15 protein-coding genes are annotated in these 17,007 nt (G+C 62.0%); 5 read left to right on the top strand and 10 right to left on the bottom strand.

The window, feature by feature from the left end:
* Positions 1-2 precede the first annotated feature (2 nt).
* From ACOQOT_RS04320 to ACOQOT_RS04285, 8 genes are all read right to left on the bottom strand, one after another.
* Complete coding sequence (locus ACOQOT_RS04320; RefSeq protein ID WP_420561145.1) at positions 3-1,244, bottom strand: class I SAM-dependent RNA methyltransferase; 1,242 nt, start codon at positions 1,242-1,244, stop codon at positions 3-5.
* On the bottom strand, positions 1,237-1,983 hold the full coding sequence (locus tag ACOQOT_RS04315) for a TlyA family RNA methyltransferase (protein ID WP_420561144.1): 747 nt from the start codon (positions 1,981-1,983) through the stop codon (positions 1,237-1,239). The genes ACOQOT_RS04320 and ACOQOT_RS04315 overlap by 8 nt, the downstream gene beginning before the upstream one ends.
* A gap of 8 nt (positions 1,984-1,991) precedes the next feature.
* Entirely contained in the window at positions 1,992-3,929 is a 1,938-nt protein-coding gene (gene dxs, locus ACOQOT_RS04310; protein ID WP_420561143.1) for a 1-deoxy-D-xylulose-5-phosphate synthase, read from the bottom strand.
* Between the two features lie 69 nt (positions 3,930-3,998).
* The gene (locus ACOQOT_RS04305; protein WP_420561142.1) at positions 3,999-4,892 is read right to left on the bottom strand and encodes a polyprenyl synthetase family protein; all 894 of its coding nucleotides are present in this window, start codon (positions 4,890-4,892) and stop codon (positions 3,999-4,001) included.
* A 33-nt stretch (positions 4,893-4,925) separates the two neighbouring features.
* Entirely contained in the window at positions 4,926-5,141 is a 216-nt protein-coding gene (locus ACOQOT_RS04300) for an exodeoxyribonuclease VII small subunit (RefSeq protein ID WP_045448494.1), read from the bottom strand.
* An 87-nt stretch (positions 5,142-5,228) separates the two neighbouring features.
* Positions 5,229-6,158, bottom strand: a complete 930-nt coding sequence (locus tag ACOQOT_RS04295) for a histone deacetylase family protein (protein WP_420561141.1) — start codon at positions 6,156-6,158, stop codon at positions 5,229-5,231.
* Positions 6,159-6,283: 125 nt separating this feature from the next.
* The gene (locus tag ACOQOT_RS04290) at positions 6,284-7,321 is read right to left on the bottom strand and encodes an MBL fold metallo-hydrolase (RefSeq protein ID WP_420561140.1); all 1,038 of its coding nucleotides are present in this window, start codon (positions 7,319-7,321) and stop codon (positions 6,284-6,286) included.
* Between the two features lie 100 nt (positions 7,322-7,421).
* Positions 7,422-9,194, bottom strand: a complete 1,773-nt coding sequence (locus tag ACOQOT_RS04285; RefSeq protein WP_420561139.1) for an acyl-CoA dehydrogenase — start codon at positions 9,192-9,194, stop codon at positions 7,422-7,424.
* Positions 9,195-9,381: 187 nt separating this feature from the next.
* Between ACOQOT_RS04285 and ACOQOT_RS04280 the strand changes: the two genes are divergently transcribed.
* The 3 genes from ACOQOT_RS04280 (at position 9,382) to ACOQOT_RS04270 (ending at position 11,625) form a co-directional block, all read left to right on the top strand.
* Complete coding sequence (locus ACOQOT_RS04280) at positions 9,382-10,221, top strand: SDR family NAD(P)-dependent oxidoreductase (protein ID WP_420561138.1); 840 nt, start codon at positions 9,382-9,384, stop codon at positions 10,219-10,221.
* A gap of 7 nt (positions 10,222-10,228) precedes the next feature.
* Entirely contained in the window at positions 10,229-11,212 is a 984-nt protein-coding gene (locus ACOQOT_RS04275) for an L-threonylcarbamoyladenylate synthase (protein WP_420561137.1), read from the top strand.
* Between the two features lie 122 nt (positions 11,213-11,334).
* Positions 11,335-11,625: a hypothetical protein gene (locus ACOQOT_RS04270; protein ID WP_420561136.1), complete on the top strand. Its 291-nt coding sequence runs from the start codon at positions 11,335-11,337 to the stop codon at positions 11,623-11,625.
* A 40-nt stretch (positions 11,626-11,665) separates the two neighbouring features.
* Here ACOQOT_RS04270 and ACOQOT_RS04265 read toward each other — a convergent pair whose 3' ends face one another.
* Entirely contained in the window at positions 11,666-12,538 is an 873-nt protein-coding gene (locus ACOQOT_RS04265; protein WP_420561135.1) for a VOC family protein, read from the bottom strand.
* An 88-nt stretch (positions 12,539-12,626) separates the two neighbouring features.
* On the opposite strand from ACOQOT_RS04265, the gene ACOQOT_RS04260 reads away from it, so the two are divergent.
* Positions 12,627-14,045 (top strand): serine hydrolase domain-containing protein, encoded by a 1,419-nt coding sequence (locus ACOQOT_RS04260; RefSeq protein WP_420561134.1) that lies wholly within the window; start codon positions 12,627-12,629, stop codon positions 14,043-14,045.
* A gap of 18 nt (positions 14,046-14,063) precedes the next feature.
* Positions 14,064-15,497 carry an FAD-binding oxidoreductase gene (locus ACOQOT_RS04255; RefSeq protein WP_420561133.1) on the top strand — a complete coding sequence of 478 codons (1,434 nt, stop codon included), beginning with the start codon at positions 14,064-14,066 and terminating at the stop codon, positions 15,495-15,497.
* Between the two features lie 4 nt (positions 15,498-15,501).
* On the opposite strand, the gene ACOQOT_RS04250 is transcribed toward ACOQOT_RS04255, so the two are convergent.
* Positions 15,502-16,995 carry a hemolysin family protein gene (locus ACOQOT_RS04250; RefSeq protein WP_420561132.1) on the bottom strand — a complete coding sequence of 498 codons (1,494 nt, stop codon included), beginning with the start codon at positions 16,993-16,995 and terminating at the stop codon, positions 15,502-15,504.
* Positions 16,996-17,007: the final 12 nt, after the last annotated feature.

Here is a 17,007-nt window from a genome sequence, read left to right as displayed (position 1 = left end):
TCCTAGCGGCGCGTCAGATGCACCGCCACTTCAATATGGGGCGACCAGAGGAATTGGTCCACTGGCTGAACACGGGAAATTTCATAGCCCCCGTCCAGAAGCGCGCGCAGATCGCGGGCAAGGGTTGCCGGATTGCAGGAAACGGCAACAAGGCGCGGCACCGCGCTTTTGGCGATTTCAGCGGCCTGTGCCGCCGCCCCCGCGCGCGGCGGATCGAAAACGATGCCGTCCAGCTTTTTCATTTCCGGGGCCAGAAGCGGGCGGCGGAAAAGATCGCGCCGCTCCGCCGTGATGCGCTTTAGATGATGCGCCGGGCCTTCACGGTGAAAGGCCCGCTCCAGTGCTTCCACCTGTCCCGCCTCGCCTTCCAGCGCAAGGACATTGGCCTTCCGGGCAAGCGCAAAGGTGAAGGTGCCGCAGCCGGCAAAAAGATCGGCGACATCGCCGGCCCCTTCCATCCCCTCAAGCACGGATTGGACGAGCGCGGCCTCGCCATCCGCCGTTGCCTGCAGAAAGGCGCCGGGGGCAAGCGTGACGGGAATGCCGGAAAGGGCAAGCAGTGGCAAACGCCGCTCGGCCACGATCTCCCCTTCCCAGGAAAGCCGGGCAAGGTCCAGCCGGTCCGCGCCTTCGCTCAAATGCATGCGCAGATCGATATCGAGCGGCTTGCCGCCGCTGACCATCACATCGAGACCGGAAGCCGTGACCGTGACAAGCACGGAGGCGCGGCCCTTGCGCGAGAGGCCGCCCGCCACGAGATCGGCCAGCGGCTGCATCGCGCTCTCGATTTCCGGGCGCACCAGCGGGCACATGGAAACCGGCACGATCTGATGGGTGCCGCGGGCATAATAGCCCGCCACGGCGCCGGATTTTGTCCGCGTAACGGCAAAGCTCGCCCGCCGCCGCGTGTGCGGCTTTGCCCGGATGATCGGAGAAATTTCCGCGCTAATGCCCTGCTGGGAAAAAGCCTGCGCAACGAGGCCCTCCTTCCAGCTTGCATAAGCCTCTTCCTGCCAATGCTGAAGGGCGCAGCCGCCGCAGCGGGTAAAATGCGCGCAGGCCGGTTTAATGCGCTCGGGCGAGGGCGTGAGAATGCCTTTGAGGCTGCCATGATCGCTTTCATCCGTTGCCACGCGCACCCGCTCGCCGGGCAGCGTATAAGGCACGAAAAGCGGCGGCCTACGCTCTGCCACGCCTTCGCCCTGGTGCCCCATGCGCAAGATTTCGACTTCTTCTTCAGCCATCAAAGCGTCCCGCCATCAAAAATTCCTTGTTGCCGTCGCTCCCCGTAATGGGGCTCGAGCAAAGTCCTAGCACGCGCCAGCCCGGCTGCGCGGCAAGCCAGGTTTCAAGCCGCGCGCAGACTTCTTCGTGAAGGCCCGCGTCTTTCACGATGCCGCCTTTACCGAGCCGGCCCTTGCCCACCTCGAATTGCGGCTTGATCAGCGTGAGAAGAAACGCGCCGGGCCTTACAAGCGCAAGCGCTGCCGGCAAAGCCTTTTCCAGACTGATGAAGCTGACGTCGCAAGCGATGAGGTCCACCGCGCCGCCAGTCATCTCTATGCTCAGATCGCGCGCATTCGTGCCTTCCAGCACTGTTATGCCGTCATCCGCCCGCAGGCTCCCGGCAAATTGCCCGTGGCCGACATCCACCGCCGTCACGTGCGCAGCGCCGTGCGCGCGCAGAACCTGCGTGAAGCCGCCGATCGAAGCGCCGAGATCGAGCGCCTTGAGGCCTTCCGGCTTAATGCCGAAATGGGCAAGCCCATGCACCAGCTTCAAAGCGGCGCGCGAGACCCAGGGATGGTCGGGCGCGCTTAGGCTTACCTCGTCGGCGGGCGCCACCAGGCGGGAGGCTTTGGACACCGCCTCCCCGTTCACCGACACTTTTTCCTCGCGCAGGAGCGCCTGCGCCCGCGCGCGGCTGGGCGCAAGGCCCCGGGAGACCAGAGCCATATCGAGCCGTTCGCCAGTTTCCGTCATGGCGCCGGTCAGGGTTTGCGGGGATGGGCTGCCGTCAGATCGACAATGACGTTTTCCGCCCCGAGCGCGCCGAGCGCCGCGCGCACGATCTGCGGCGCGTTGAGCCCGGCCTCGTCATACATTTTTTCCGGCTTGTCCTGATCGATAAAACGGTCGGGCAGGCAAAGCGGGCGCACTTTCAAGCCGCTATCGAGAAGACCGGCACCAGCAAGATAGTGCAGCACATGCGAGCCGAAGCCGCCGACACTGCCCTCTTCCAGCGTGATCAGCACTTCGTGATGGCTTGCCAGCTGGCGGATCAGCGCTTCATCGAGCGGCTTGGCAAAGCGGGCATCGGCCACCGTTGCCGGGAAGCCGAGCCGGCCCAGTTCCTCGGCCGCCTTCATCGCCTCGGCAAGACGCCCGCCAAGGGAAAGCAACGCGATCTTCGAGCCTTCTTTCAGGATGCGGCCCTTGCCGATTTCAAGCGGCACGCCGCGTTCGGGCATGTCGACGCCGATCCCCTCCCCGCGCGGATAGCGGAAGGCGGAGGGCCGGTCATCGATCTGCGCAGCCGTCGCCACCATATGCATGAGCTCGGCTTCATCACCCGCCGCCATCACCACGAAATCAGGCAGGCAGGAAAGATAGGTGATGTCGAAAGCGCCCGCATGGGTCGGCCCGTCCGCGCCGACAAGCCCGGCCCGGTCGATGGCAAAACGCACCGGCAATTTCTGGATCGCTACATCGTGCACGACCTGGTCATAGGCGCGCTGCAGGAAGGTGGAATAGATCGCGGCGAAGGGCTTATAGCCCTCCGAGGCAAGGCCCGCGGCAAAGGTCACGCCGTGCTGCTCGGCAATGCCGACATCGAAGGTGCGCTCGGGAAAGGTCTCGCCGAAGAGATCGAGCCCGGTGCCCGACGGCATCGCCGCTGTCACCGCAACAATCTTCTCGTCGGCTTCGGCTTCCTTGATGAGCCCTTGCGCGAAAACTTTCGTGTAGGCGGGCGCATTGGCTTTGGCTTTTGCCTGCGTGCCGGTGATCACGTCGAATTTCGAGACGCCGTGATATTTGTCGGCTGCCGCTTCCGCCGGTGCATAGCCCTTGCCCTTTTGCGTGACGACGTGAATGAGGATCGGGCCTTCTTCACTGTCGCGCACGTTTTTTAGAATGGGCAGCAAATGGTCGAGGTTATGCCCGTCGATGGGCCCGACATAATAAAAGCCAAGCTCCTCGAACATGGTGCCGCCGGTCGCCATGCCGCGCGCATATTCTTCCGCCCGCTTGGCGATTTTTTCCAGGCTCTTGGGCAGTTTTTCGGCCAGATGCTTGGCAAAGCTGCGGAAGCCGCGATAGGTCTCCCCGGAAATCAGCCGGGCAAGATAAGCGCTCATCGCGCCCACGGGCGGGGCGATGGACATGTCATTGTCGTTCAGAATGACGATGAGGCGGCTATCCATGGAACCGGCATTGTTCATGGCTTCATAGGCCATGCCCGCGCTCATGGCGCCGTCGCCGATCACGCAGACGACATTGTTCTTCTTGCCCGCCAGATCGCGCGCCACGGCCATGCCGAGGCCGGCGGAAATGGAGGTGGAGGAATGCGCCGCGCCGAAGGGGTCGTATTCGCTTTCCGCGCGTTTGGTGAAACCGGAAAGCCCGCCGCCCTGGCGGATGGTGCGGATGCGGTCCCGCCGCTCCGTCAGAATCTTATGGGGATAGCATTGATGGCCGACATCCCAGATCAGCCGGTCATCCGGCGTGTCGAAGACATAGTGAATGGCCGTAGTCAGCTCGACGACGCCGAGGCCTGCGCCCAGATGCCCGCCCGTGACGGAGACGGCATCGATCGTCTCGGTGCGCAGCTCGTCCGCCAATTGGCGCAGATCGCTCTCCGGCAGGGCCCGAAGGTCCGCAGGGCTTTTAACCTTATCGAGAAGGGGCGTCTTGCTCTGCGCTGTCACGCTCAACCTCACTAGCGGGCAAATGCCTGCCCGTCACTGTCCTACCTGCCTTTTCCGTCCGGAAAAGGTTCACGCGCGGCGGTTTATAACGAATGATGCCGCCTCACGCAAAATATCTGCCCGGTCGTCGAACATTTCCAAATGCGCCACCGCCTGGTCGGCCAGGAGGCTGGCCTGCGCCCGGGCGCGCTCTTCCCCCAGAATAGTCAGAAATGTGGCTTTTCCTTGAGATTTATCTTTCCCGGCGGTCTTGCCAAGGGCGGCGCTGTCGCCTTCTTCATCCAGAAGGTCGTCGGCAATCTGATAGGCCAGGCCGAGATCATGGGCATAGGCATGGAGCGCCTGGCGGGCGGAGGGAGACGCATGGCCCAGAATGGCCCCGCCCTCGCAGGAAAAAGCGATGAGCGCGCCGGTTTTAAGCTGATGCATGCGGGTGAGCGGCCCGATGGCAAGATCCTCGCCCGCGCTTGCCATATCGATCATCTGCCCGCCCACCATGCCGAGCGCGCCGCCTGCCCGGGAAAGGCCGAGCACCAGATCGGCGCGCACCCGCGCATCTTCATGGGTGGCAGGATCGGCGAGAATTTCAAAGGCCAGCGTCAAAAGCGCATCGCCCGCCAGCACGGCGGTCGCCTCATCAAAGGCGCGGTGCGCGGAAGGCTTGCCCCGCCGCATGTCATCATCATCCATGCAAGGCAGATCGTCATGAATGAGGGAATAGGCATGGACACACTCGATGGCGGCGGCCAGACGCAGCGAGCGTTCGTCATCCAGGGCAAAGAGTTTCGCCCCCTGATGGGCCAGGAAGGCGCGGAAGCGCTTGCCCCCGTTCAGCGCGCCGTAGCGCATCGCCTCGATGACGCGGGCTTCGGGCCCTTGCGGGGGCGGCAGAAGATGATCGAGGGTGCGCTCAACCCCGGCAGCGGTCTCGGTCAATGCTTTTTCGAAGACAAGACTGGCCATCGGGGGCGCTCCTTCGGGGGCAAAAGGGGCCGATCAATCGATATTGGCAGGCTCGGTGCCGGCGGCGCCGTCTGCGCCAAGCGTGATTTTCTCCACCTTGGCCTGAGCCGCTTTCAGCCGGCTTTCGCAATGGGCTTTGAGCAGATTGCCGCGCTCATAAAGCTCGATGGATTCTTCCAGCGGCGCATTGCCCGATTCCAGCTTGCCGACAATGCCTTCCAGCTCTTTGAGAGCCGTCTCGAAATTCATTTTCGCAATATCGTCCGGGATCGCGGTCTTCTTCTCCGCCACGGCAAACTCCTTCGTTCCGGCAGGCTGGTCTAGCTTGGTCCAGTCTCAGCGGCCCATCAAGGCGCGTATATGGGCCGCGCTGGCCTCGGCCAATGCCTCCAAGTCATACCCGCCCTCAAGGGTGGAGACAATGCGCCCCTTTACCCTGGCGCGGGCAAAAGCGGCAAGCTGCTGCGTGACCCAGTAATAATCGGCGGTTTTCAGCCCCATTCCGCCCAGAGGATCGGCCTCATGGGCGTCAAAACCGGCGGAAATCAGCAAGAATTCGGGCTCCATCATCTCCAGCGCCGGCAGAATCGCCTCCGAGACGATGAGCCTGAAATCATCCGAGCCTGCCGCGGGTTTCAGCGGCAGATTGAGGATATTGCGGTGCGTGCCCCGCTCGCTCACCGCGCCCGTGCCCGGATAAAGCGGGGACTGGTGGGCGGAGATGTAATACATGCCGTCCGCATCCCAGAAGGCAGCCTGGGTGCCATTACCGTGATGGACGTCGAAATCCACCACCGCGATGCGCGAGAGACCGTATTCGGCGCGCAAATGCTGGGCGGCGACGGCGACATTGTTGAAGAGGCAAAAGCCCATGGCCCGGTTGGGCTCGGCATGGTGGCCAGGCGGGCGGATGGCGCAAAAGGCGTTTTCCGCTTCCCCGGCCATGACCCGGTCCACCGCATCGATGGCTGCGCCCGCCGCGCGCAAAGCCGCCTCGCCCGAGCCCGGCGACATGGCGGTATCGGCATCGACCCGCGCAAAGCCTTCCTCGGGCACCATGGAGAGGATCGCGTCGATATGGGCCTGGGAATGCACGCGCACCAGCGCCTTCGTTTCGGCCCGAGGCGCCGCAATGCGCGTTAAGTCCGCAAATTCCGGCGCCTCCAGCGCGCCCAGAACGGCTTTCAGCCGCGCGGCACATTCCGGATGGCCTTCCGGCGTTTCATGGGCGAGGCAGGCCTCGTGGGTTTCAAGAAGTGTGGTCATGACTTTACTCTGACGCGGAGCAGGCATCGATGCAACGGAGAGGCCCGGAAGAGACCCGCCACTCTTTATAGGCCGTCATCCCCGGCTTGTCCCCGGGTGACTCCTGCGGAACAGGGGCCGCTCCCTTACGCCGCCTTGTACCAGACGACGCCCTTTTCGTCCGTTTCGGCGCGCGCCAAGCCCCGGTGCACAAGGCAGGCAAGATGCGCGAGGCTTTCGCCCGTCGCCATGAAGAAGACGTCCGGCCCGATCTTGCGTTTGAAAAGCGCGCTGAAAACATCGATAGCCCGCTTGGGCTCGGCAAGCTCGCCCAGAAGCCGCTTCAGGCTTTTCTCATGCCCGTCGATAAGCCTGGTGAGGCGCGCATGGAGCCCATAGAAAGGCTCGTTATGGGCGGGCAGAACGAGCGTTTCTTCGGGGAGCGCGGCGCGCAGCTTGGCGCAGCTATCGATCCAGTCCTGCAGCGGATTGCCATAAGCCTCCGTCGGATGAAGGCTGACATTGGAGGAAATGCGCGGCAGCACCTGGTCGCCGGAAATCAGGATCTTGTCCTTTGCCGAATAGAGGCAGACATGCTCGGGCGCGTGGCCGGAGCCGACGATGATTTCCCATTCCCGCTCGCCGATGGTCAGCTTATCGCCTTCCTTCAGGCGTTTGAAAATATCGGGCAGCCGGTAGACCCGCTCCCCAAAGCCGCCGAAGCGGGCGCGGTAGGCATCGAGCCCGCGTTCGGAAAAACCCGCGCCGCGGTAAAAGTCGATCGCTTCCTGCGGCGCTTCATTGCCGGTATCGGCGACAAGCGTGCGGCACATCAGATAATCCGTGCGCGACATTTCCACGGTCACGCCGAATTTGCGCGTGATCCATCCGGCAAGGCCCACATGATCGGGATGAAGATGGGTAACGATGACGCGGGTGATGGGTTTGCCGCCAAGCTTTTCCTCGAAGATCGAATTCCACAGATCGATCGTCTCGTCATTGGCAACGCCGGTGTCGACAAGCGCCCAGCCCTCGCCGTCTTCCAGAAGCCAGAGATTGATATGGTCGAGCGAGAAAGGCAGCGGCATACGCACCCACATGATGCCGGGAGCCGCCTCGATGAGTTCACCGCGCGCCGGAACCGTCTCGAATGGATATTGCAAGCCGCCAGCGCCCTGTTTCATTTTCTCATCCCTTCCAAAGTCAAAGGCCGCGCCCTGAAGGACGCGGCCCGTACTGAATAGAAAAGCTTGCGCCCAGCGTCAAACGCGCCGGGCCTCTTCTTTAGGCTTCAAGAAGTGAATCCGCCCGGTCCATCAGCGCGCTTTCCCCGGCAATCGCGGCGGAAACGAGCCCTTTTGCGGGGCCTGCGAAATTTTCCGCAAAGAAGCGGGCAAGCACTTTGGGGCCCTCCTCGCCGCTGGCCGAAAGCGCGGCGCGGGTGAGGTAGTGGCCGCCTGCAACGGTGCCGAAGAGCTTCAGATAGGGGCTTGCGCCCGCCAGGCAGTCATTCGGCGCGTCTTTGAGACGGGCGAGCATCCAGTCCGTCGCCTCTTCCAGCCCCGAGAGCCCCTCTTCCAGCCGGTCCGCGACCACGCCCAGATCCGGATCGTTGGAGGCGCGAGCTTTTTCGACGCTTTCGGCGATCTCGCCCAGATAGGCTTTCACCACCTCACCATTGCCGAGCGGCAATTTGCGGGTCACAAGGTCGATGGCCTGAATACCGTTCGTGCCTTCATAGATCGGCAGAATGCGGGCATCCCGGTAAAAGCGCGCCGCGCCCGTTTCCTCGATAAAGCCCATGCCGCCATGCACCTGCACGCCGATGGAGGCCGCTTCCACGCCTGCATCCGTGCTCCAGGCTTTGGCAATGGGGGTGAGAAGATCGGCGCGCGCTTTGCCTGCGGCTTTTTCTTCTTCGTTTTTGCCTTTATGCGAAAGGTCGATGGCAACGGCATTGGCATAGCAAATGCCGCGCGCGGCAGCCGCCAGCCCCTTCATGCTCATCAGCATGCGGCGCACATCGGCATGATCGATGATCGGGTCCATCTCGCCCGGCGCAAGCTGCGAGCCCAGTTTGCGGCCCTGCTTGCGGTCCTTGGCATAGGCAAGCGCATGCTGATAGGCACGCTCTGCGACCGCCACGCCCTGAATGCCGACAAGAAGACGGGCATTGTTCATCATCGTGAACATGCAATTGAGGCCGCGGTTTTCCTGACCGATCAGATAGCCTTTCGCGCCGCCTTTTTCGCCGTAAGCCATTACGCAGGTCGGGCTGCCGTGAATGCCGAGCTTTTCTTCAAGGCCGATACATTCCACATCGTTGCGCTCGCCAAGCGAGCCATCTTCATTGACGAGATATTTCGGCACGAGGAAAAGCGAAATCCCTTTCGTGCCTGCCGGAGCATCGGGCAGACGGGCCAGCACGAGGTGGATGATATTCTCCGCCATGTCGTGCTCGCCGTAGGTGATATAGATTTTCGTGCCGGTGATGAGATAGCTGCCGTCTTCCTGCGGCACGGCTTTGGTCTTCAGCGCGTTGAGGTCCGAGCCCGCCTGCGGTTCGGTCAGGTTCATCGTGCCGGTCCACTCGCCGGAGATGAGTTTGGCGAGGTATTTTTCCCGCTGCTCGTCCGTGCCATGGGCGCTCAAAGCTTCCACCGCGCCCTGGCTGAGAATGGGGCAGAGCCCGAAGGAAAGGCTGGCGCCGTTCCAGATCTCTTGCAGCGCGGCGGCAAGCGCCATGGGCAGGCCCTGGCCGCCATACGCGTCCGAGCCTGCAATCGCGCCCCAGCCGCCTTCCACCCATTGGCGGTAGGCGTCGGCAAAGCCGGGCGAGGTCGTTACTTCTTTGTCTTTCAGCTTGGCGGGATTGGCATCCACCCCGTCATTCAGGGGCGCGATGACGTTTTCGGCGAGCTTGCCCGCTTCTTCCAGCACCGCTTCGATGAGGTCCGGCGTTGCCTCTTCGTAAAGGCCGCCGCTGACGAGAGACTGGAGCCCTGCCACATCATTCAACATGAAGGCCATATCCTTGACCGGTGCGCGGTAGCTCATCCCTGTCTCCTCTGTTTCGCTCTCAAACCCGGGCAAATCCCCAAAAGCTCGGGCCGAATGCCCGTTTCTTGCGCCCGATGAAGGATCGGTTCAAGACAAAATTCGTATATGCTGGCACACGTTATAAGCGGGTTTAGGATGAACGCATATTCACCCCAAAATCCTGCAGCAATGCACCGGAGAAGATATGGCGAGCGGACGAAAAGACAATGAGAGCGCCCGGAAAGAAGGCACGGGCCGCCATGCGCTGATCACCGGTGCGTCGGCGGGAATCGGCAAGAATCTCGCCGAAATCTTCGCCCGCAACGGCTTCGATCTGGTGCTCGTCGCGCGCCGGGAAAAGCGTTTGCATGAAATCGCCCGCGATCTCGAGCATCGCTTTGCCGTCACCGTTCATGCCGTGACGCTGGATCTGGCAGAACCGGGCGCCGCCGAATGGCTGCATAATGAAATGCGCATGCGCGGGCTTAATATCGACGCGCTGGTCTGCAATGCAGGCTTCGGCGTCGCAGGCTTTTACCGGGACACAGGCTGGGCCGATCAGCACGCGCTCTGCCAGGTGATGATGACGGGCGTGGCCGAGCTCTGCCACCGCTTTGCACCGGACATGGGCGCGCGCGGCTATGGGCGTATTCTCAACGTCGCTTCGCTTGCCGGTTTTCTGCCGCCCGCGCCGGGCGGCACGCTTTACATTCCGGCCAAGGCTTTCGAGATCAAACTGTCGCAAGCGCTGGCGCTCGAATATACGGGCGAGAACGTGCATGTCACAGCGCTCTGCCCCGGCTTCACCTATACCGAGTTTCACGATGTCATGGGCACGCGCGAGGCGATGTCCGCCATGCCGCGCTTCATGTGGATGAAAAGCATGCGCGTTGCCGAGGAAGGCTATAAAGCGGTGATGCAGGGCAAGCCCGTTCACATTCCGGGCCGCCTCAACCGTTTCATCGCCTGGCTGGCCTGGGCCTTGCCCTCTCCTGCGGTGAACGCCATTCTGCGCCGCCAAGCCCTTTACGCCAAAAAGCCCTGATACGCCCATGCCGCTTCCCATCTGGCCGCCGGATGCCTCCCACATCAAAAAAGCCGCGGACGCTTTGCGCGCCGGACAGCTCGTTGCCTTTCCGACCGAGACCGTTTACGGGCTGGGCGCGGACGCTACACAAGACCGTGCCGTCGCACGGATTTTCGAGGCCAAGGGCCGCCCGCGTTTCAACCCGCTCATCGTGCATCTGCCCTCTTTGCAAGCGGCTGAAGTCCATGCCCGTTTCGATGCGCGAGCGCAGGCACTTGCAAAAGCGTTCTGGCCGGGGGCGCTCACCCTCGTTCTGCCACGCCGGGCGGAGACGCCTTTGTCGCTTCTGGTGAGCGCCGGTCTTCCCACCGTCGCTTTGCGCGTGCCGCAACATCCCTTGGCGCTGGAACTTTTGCAGGAAAGTGGGCTTGCCCTTGCCGCCCCGTCCGCCAACCGCTCCGGCCGCCTCAGTCCGACGCTGGCAACACATGTCGCCCGCTCGCTCGAAGAAGCAGGCGCGCTTGTCGCCGGTGTCCTCGATGGCGGGCCCTGCACGCTCGGGCTGGAATCGACCGTGATCGGCCTACCGGAAGACGGCCCGCCCACCTTGCTGCGTCCCGGCGCCATTGCCCGCGCGGAAATCGAAACAGTGCTCGGCATGAAGCTTGCGGAAGCAGCCGAAGAAGAAGGTGAAGCCGGGCGCTCCTCTCCCGGCCAGCTTGCCAGCCATTATGCCCCAGACGCGCCGATCCGGCTGAATGCAAAAGAGGTAAGCGGCGATGAAGTACTCCTCGCCTTCGGGCCGGACGCATTGCAAGGCGCGGCATTGACACTCAACCTGTCGCGCCAAGGGGATTTGCGCGAGGCGGCGGCCAACCTCTTCCGCTATCTGCAGGAGCTCGATGCGCAGGCGGCAGGAAAATCCATCGCCGTCATGCCGGTGCCTGACACCGGGCTCGGCGAGGCGATTAACGACCGGCTGCGCCGCGCCGCTGCGCCGCGCTCCTAAGCTCCTTCTCTTGTGCTAATTCATCTGTACGACTTTCAAGCAAAGCGTTCTCCCTTCTAGGGTCGCGGCGAGATGCAGCTTCGGCTCCGCGACCCGTTCTGAGGGATGAGAAAGGAACGCTTATGAAAAAATTGATGGCTCTCGGGCTCATCGCCATCAGCATGGCAATGACCGGTACCAGTTTTGCGGCAAGTTATGAGGTGGTCAAACGCTTCCACCAATCCGCCGCGCCGAACCGGGAAGAAGCGGATATCACCGTTATTCGCTGCTCGACCGGCAAGGAATATTATATTTACGGCTATTACCGCAGCAGCGGGCCGCGCTACCGCACGATCATTCCGCCTTATTGGGGCAACCCGCTTGGCGGGGGCGATCATTATACATTTGAGGACGCAATTGCCGCTGCCTGTTAAAAGTACCTGCTAAAGGCACTTACTTTTACGAACGGGCAGATCACTCCGCCCGTTCGGGCGCGAGCAAGAGCGTGGGGATGCCGAAGGTCGCGCCCTTCGGCGTTGCCACCACCGTTCCTTTCTTGCGGCCCTTGCGGATATCGGAAACGGGCACGCCCGCCTCCAAAAGCCGCGCGCGGGCTTTTGTCAGATCGGGATAGCGGAAGGTGAGGCCCCAATAATGATCTTCTTTCGCGCGCTTTTTCTCATCGAGCGAGGAAATCACCTCGATGGTCATGCGCCCGGTGCGGAAGAAGATCTGCCGCACGCCCCATTCCTTCACCGTATTGTCGAGCGCAAGGCGCAGACCAAGTTTGCCTTGCAGGAGCGCGATGACATTGTCCGCATCCGGCGTGTTGATCACCACATGATCGATCGCTTCCGCCGCCGCCCGGCCCTCACCCTCTTTCACCAAAGGCGCGAAGGGCAAGGCGAGCCTGTCTTCCTGCTCGATGAGGAACATGAAAAGGCCGTTCGTTTCTTCCGGCGGCAGCATGACGTTTTTCCAGCGCCGGGGGGAAAACGCACCGCTTTCATCGGCCCCTTCACCGGGCAGAGGATCGCTGGCGCTCAGGCCCTTTTCCCGCAGAAAGGCGGCCGCGCCCGCTGCATCTTCCACCCCAAAAGCAAGGCCGATAATGCCGGCTCCGCTTTTCTCCAAATGGGTGCGCAGAATATCGCCGAAGCGGCCCTCGCCTTTCGGCGCCACCAGCTCGATATAGGTGTTGGAAAAACGGAAAAGCGCATTCACGGAGCCAAGGCCCGGATGGCTGCCCCGCCAGGAGGGCAAACGGCCCGTGAGTTGCGTGTAATCGGCGACGGGCCCGTCAAGCTCGGGCACGGCGATGAGGATATGGTCTATGATGTCGATCATGGCATGAGTTTAGGCAAGGCCCGCGCGGCCTGCTAGGATCATCTGCCTGCGATTCAGGCAAAGAGCTTGGCGAAAAAGAGAGGTCGGTGTGTCCCAGTCCCGCTCCCCTGCAAAAGCATCCGCAAATCCGGCGCTCACCGAGCGGCTGGAGGCGCTTATCCGGCGCTACGGTGTGCCCGGCGCCTCGCTCGCGGTCTTTTCGGATGGCAGGCTTGAAGAAGCGGCGGCCGGCGTTCTCAATCTGGAAACGCAGGTGCCGGTGACGCCCGAAGCGCTCTTTCAAGTGGGCTCCATCACCAAGCTTTATACGGCAACCCTTGCCATGCAGCTTGTGGAAGAAGGCCGCCTTTCTCTCGACCTGCCCGTGCGCACATACCTGCCGGACTTCAAGGTGAAGGATGAGGAGACGAGCGCCCATGTCACGCTCCGCCATCTTCTTTCTCATACGAGCGGCATCGAGGGCGATCTTTTCAAAAATGCCGGGCGCGGCGAGGACCGGATCGAAAAATTCGTGGCGCTTCTGGCGACCCAGGAAAATGTGCACCCCTTGGGAGAGATGTTCTCCTATTCCAATGTCGGCTTTGTCATTGCGGGCCGTATGATCGAAGCGGCAAGCGGGCTTTACTGGGACAAAGCCATGCGCACCCGGCTGATCAAGCCGCTCGGCACACCTGCCTTTTCCACCCTGCCCGAACAGGCGATGCGCTATCTCACCGCCATCGGCCATATCGGTTCGCCGGAAAAGGGCCTTGCCGTCACACCTGTCGCTTTTCTTGCCCAGTCGAATGGCCCTGCCGGGGCAACGCCCATGGCGCGGGCGCGCGATGTCATCGAGTTTGCCCGCCTTCATATGCCCGCTCACAAATCGGGGGAAACGGCGCCCGGCATAGCGGCGAACGGCACGCGGATTTTAAGCGAGGAAAGCGCCCTTGCCATGCGCGCGGAAAATATCCGCTTGCCTGTCGGTATGGAGATCGATGCAATCGGCCTCGGCTTTATGATGTGGCGGGGAGCAGACGGGGCTTATGAAATTTTCGGTCATGACGGCTCGACCATCGGCCAGGCGGCCTGGCTCAGGTTTCATCCCGCCTCCGGCACCGCGATCGTGCTTTTAACGAATGGCGGAGACGGCAAAGGCCTTTATCACGAGCTTTTCCCCGCGCTTTTCGAAGAACTGGCGGGCGTCAAACTGCCGGAAAAAGATGTGGGGCCGGTGCCGGAAAAAATCGATGCGGCCCGCTTCGAGGGCACCTATGCCTGCGGGCTCGGTGAAATGAAAGTGCGCGCAGAAAATGGCAGTCTGATCTGCAAACGCGTACCTTCCGCCGATTATGCACTGGTGCAGCCGCCGCTCGACATTCCCCTTGAAGCGGCAGGGCCCGATTTCTTTTTCGGGCGCGATCCTGGCCGCACCCTTGCCGCGGGCTACCATTTTCTGGGAGAAGACGGGAGCGGGCGCGCGCAATATCTTCACACCGGCGTGCGCGCCTATCGCCGCACCCTCTAACAAAGCCATGAAAGCGCCATGAGCGATGACACTTTGATAGACCGGCTAAAAGAGATTGTGGGCGGGGCCCATGTCGTCACCGACCCGTTCGAGATGGCGCCTTATCTTTGCGAACGGCGCGGGCTTTACGAGGGTAAAGCGGCCGCCATCGTCAAACCGGCCAGCACGGAAGAGGTCTCGCGCCTTCTCGCTCTTGCCCATGAAACGAAAACCCCGGTCATTCCCATGGGCGGCAATACCGGGCTTGTGGGCGGGCAGATCACGGACAATGCGCGCAGCATTATTCTTGCCCTTGAGCGTATGAAAAAAATCCGCGCCATCGATGCGGCAAACAACACGCTGACGGTGGAGGCAGGGGTCACGCTCACCGCCATTCAGGAAGCGGCAGAAAAAGAAGACCGCCTCTTTCCCCTCTCGCTTGCCTCGGAAGGCAGCTGCCAGATCGGCGGCAATCTTTCCACCAATGCGGGCGGCACGGCGGTGCTGCGCTACGGCAATGCGCGCGATCTCGTACTTGGGCTCGAAGTCGTGCTGGCGGATGGGCGCATCTGGAACGGGCTGCGGGGCCTGCGCAAAGATAATACGGGCTACGATCTCAAACAGCTCTTTCTCGGCGCGGAAGGCACGCTCGGCATCATCACCGTCGCCGTTTTGAAACTCTTCCCGCGCCCCAGCGCAAAGGCCGTTGCCTTTGCCGCCGTGCCGGAGCTCGCCAAAACCGTTTCGCTTTTGCATTTCATCGAGGCGCGCACCGGCGGGCTTGTCAGTTCTTTCGAGCTTATGCCGCGCATCGGCATCGAGTTCGTGACGAAACATATGGAAGGAACCCGCGATCCTTTAAGCGCGCCCTCGCCTTGGTATGTGCTGATCGAGCTTTCTTCCGGGGGAACGGCGGACACGCTGCAAACGCTGTTGACCGAGACGCTGGGCGCGGCGATGGAAGAAGGCCTTACCCGGGACGGCACGATTGCCCAGTCGGACGCGCAGGCCGATGCTCTTTGGGCGCTGCGCGAAAATCTTTCCGATGTGCAGCGGGAGGAAGGCGGCAGCATCAAGCACGATATTTCCGTGCCCGTCTCCAAAATGCCGCTCTTCATCGAGCGCGCGCTTGAGGCCGTCACAAAAGAAATGCCGGGCATCCGCCCCGTCCCCTTCGGCCATATCGGCGACGGCAATGTGCATTTCAATTTGAGCCAGCCGCCCGGCATGGACAAGCACGCATTCTTGAAAGAATGGGACCGCTTCAACCGCATCGTCCATGCCATTGCGCTCGATCTCGGCGGCTCGATCAGCGCGGAGCACGGCATCGGGCAATTGAAGCGCGATGAGCTGGCGAAGATCAAATCACCGGTGGAAATGGACATGATGCGGGCACTCAAACAGGCGCTCGACCCTGAGAACATTCTCAATCCGGGCAAAGTACTCGCCGCGCGGCAAGAGGGCGGCGCTTAGAGGCTTAATTGCCGCCCGGGTTCTTGCGGAAGGGCACGATCTCGGCTTCCGTCTGATCGCCCTCACCCGTTTCCGGCTTTTCAGCAACCTCTTTGCCCGCCGTGCCAGTTGCTTTTTCTGCGGCTTTCTCCGCCGCCGTTGCCACTGCTTCGGCCTGCCGGTTGTCGCGGAAGGCGCCGATGGGCAGGTTCTGCGCCGGCACGACCAGGATTTTATCGACGCGCGGGCCGTCCATATCCGCCACTTCAAAGCGGTAGCCGTTCCAGGCGAAATAATCGCCCTCGCGCGGCAGCCGTCCGAACCAGTCGAACATCACGCCTGCAAGCGTGTTCACGTCGCTCGATTCGTCCCCCGGAAGTTTTTTCAGCTTCAGGACGCGCTTTGCTTCTTCGGCGGACACGACACCGTCGATGAGATAGGAGCCGTCCACGCGTTTGACGACGGCATTGTTATCATGCGCCGCATGGCCGGAAATATCCCCGACAATGGCGGTAAAGATATCGCGCATGGAAATCGTGCCCACCACCTCGCCATATTCGTCGATGATGAAGGCCATGAACTTGCTTTCCGCCTGCAGAATGCTGAGCGCCTTGAGGACGGAAGCGCGGCGGGGAATGTAGAGCGGCGGCGACATATTGGCGAAAAGCGCCTCGTTCGTTCCCGCATTGAAATCGATGAAAAGATCTTCCATGCGCGCCATGCCGACGGGCGGACCGTTTTCGCCCTTGCGCACGCCGTAGCGCAGTTCCTGATGCTCGCGCACCAGTTCCAGATTCTTCTCGTAGGGCAGTTCCGTGTCGAGCCAGATCATGGAAACACGCGGCGTCATCATGTCCCCGACGCGCAAATCGCCGAGGCCGAAGACGCGGTTCATGATGTCCCGCTCCACCGTCTCGATGGCGCCGGTCGCAACGCCTTCCTCGACCAGGTGTTTGATCTCTTCTTCCGTCACGCCGGATGTATCGCGCCCGCTCACCCCGTAAAGGCCGAGAAGTGCATCGCTTGATTTGGACAGCAGCGTGACGATGGGCGAAAGCGCGCGGGCAAAGACCGTCATGGGCCGGGCAATGGCCGAGGCAAAGGCTTCCGGGTTCGACAGCGCAATCTGTTTCGGCACCAGCTCGCCGACAATCAGCGAGAGGTAAGTGATGACGACAACAACGAGCGCGAAGGCGGCGGGGCCCGCATAATCCCCAATCATGGGGATGTCCGACATGGTGGCCGCCAAGGGCTCGGCCAAGGTCGCACCACCGAAAGCACCGGCAAAAACGCCGATCAACGTGATGCCGACCTGCACTGCCGATAAAAAGCGCCCGGGCTCTGCATGAAGCTGCAGGGCCGTTTCCACGCCTTGCGTATTGGCGCTGCCCTGCTCGCGCTTGCGCGAAAGGAGCGCCTGCAGACGCTGACGGCGCGAGGAAACGACGGCCATCTCCGATAAGGAGAAGAAACCGTTCAGAACGATCAGCACCAGCAAGACAACGATATCAGCGGCCATCAAGGCTCCATG

It is taken from the genome of Tepidicaulis sp. (assembly GCF_965222285.1).
In the GTDB taxonomy this organism is placed as follows: domain Bacteria; phylum Pseudomonadota; class Alphaproteobacteria; order Parvibaculales; family Parvibaculaceae; genus Tepidicaulis.
Note: the sequence above shows the minus strand (reverse complement) of the source record. Positions and strands in the feature narration are given on the sequence as shown.

Bases quoted from the DNA above. Each gene is read 5' to 3' on its own strand.
- ACOQOT_RS04320 (WP_420561145.1), bottom strand. From the start codon at position 1,244: ATGGCTGAAGAAGAAGTCGAAATCTTGCGCATGGGGCACCAGGGCGAA.
- ACOQOT_RS04315 (WP_420561144.1), bottom strand. From the start codon at position 1,983: ATGACGGAAACTGGCGAACGGCTCGATATGGCTCTGGTCTCCCGGGGC.
- ACOQOT_RS04305 (WP_420561142.1), bottom strand. From the start codon at position 4,892: ATGGCCAGTCTTGTCTTCGAAAAAGCATTGACCGAGACCGCTGCCGGG.
- ACOQOT_RS04300 (WP_045448494.1), bottom strand. From the start codon at position 5,141: ATGAATTTCGAGACGGCTCTCAAAGAGCTGGAAGGCATTGTCGGCAAG.
- ACOQOT_RS04295 (WP_420561141.1), bottom strand. From the start codon at position 6,158: ATGACCACACTTCTTGAAACCCACGAGGCCTGCCTCGCCCATGAAACG.
- ACOQOT_RS04290 (WP_420561140.1), bottom strand. From the start codon at position 7,321: ATGAAACAGGGCGCTGGCGGCTTGCAATATCCATTCGAGACGGTTCCG.
- ACOQOT_RS04285 (WP_420561139.1), bottom strand. From the start codon at position 9,194: ATGAGCTACCGCGCACCGGTCAAGGATATGGCCTTCATGTTGAATGAT.
- ACOQOT_RS04280 (WP_420561138.1), top strand. From the start codon at position 9,382: ATGGCGAGCGGACGAAAAGACAATGAGAGCGCCCGGAAAGAAGGCACG.
- ACOQOT_RS04275 (WP_420561137.1), top strand. From the start codon at position 10,229: ATGCCGCTTCCCATCTGGCCGCCGGATGCCTCCCACATCAAAAAAGCC.
- ACOQOT_RS04270 (WP_420561136.1), top strand. From the start codon at position 11,335: ATGAAAAAATTGATGGCTCTCGGGCTCATCGCCATCAGCATGGCAATG.
- ACOQOT_RS04265 (WP_420561135.1), bottom strand. From the start codon at position 12,538: ATGATCGACATCATAGACCATATCCTCATCGCCGTGCCCGAGCTTGAC.
- ACOQOT_RS04255 (WP_420561133.1), top strand. From the start codon at position 14,064: ATGAGCGATGACACTTTGATAGACCGGCTAAAAGAGATTGTGGGCGGG.
- ACOQOT_RS04250 (WP_420561132.1), bottom strand. From the start codon at position 16,995: ATGGCCGCTGATATCGTTGTCTTGCTGGTGCTGATCGTTCTGAACGGT.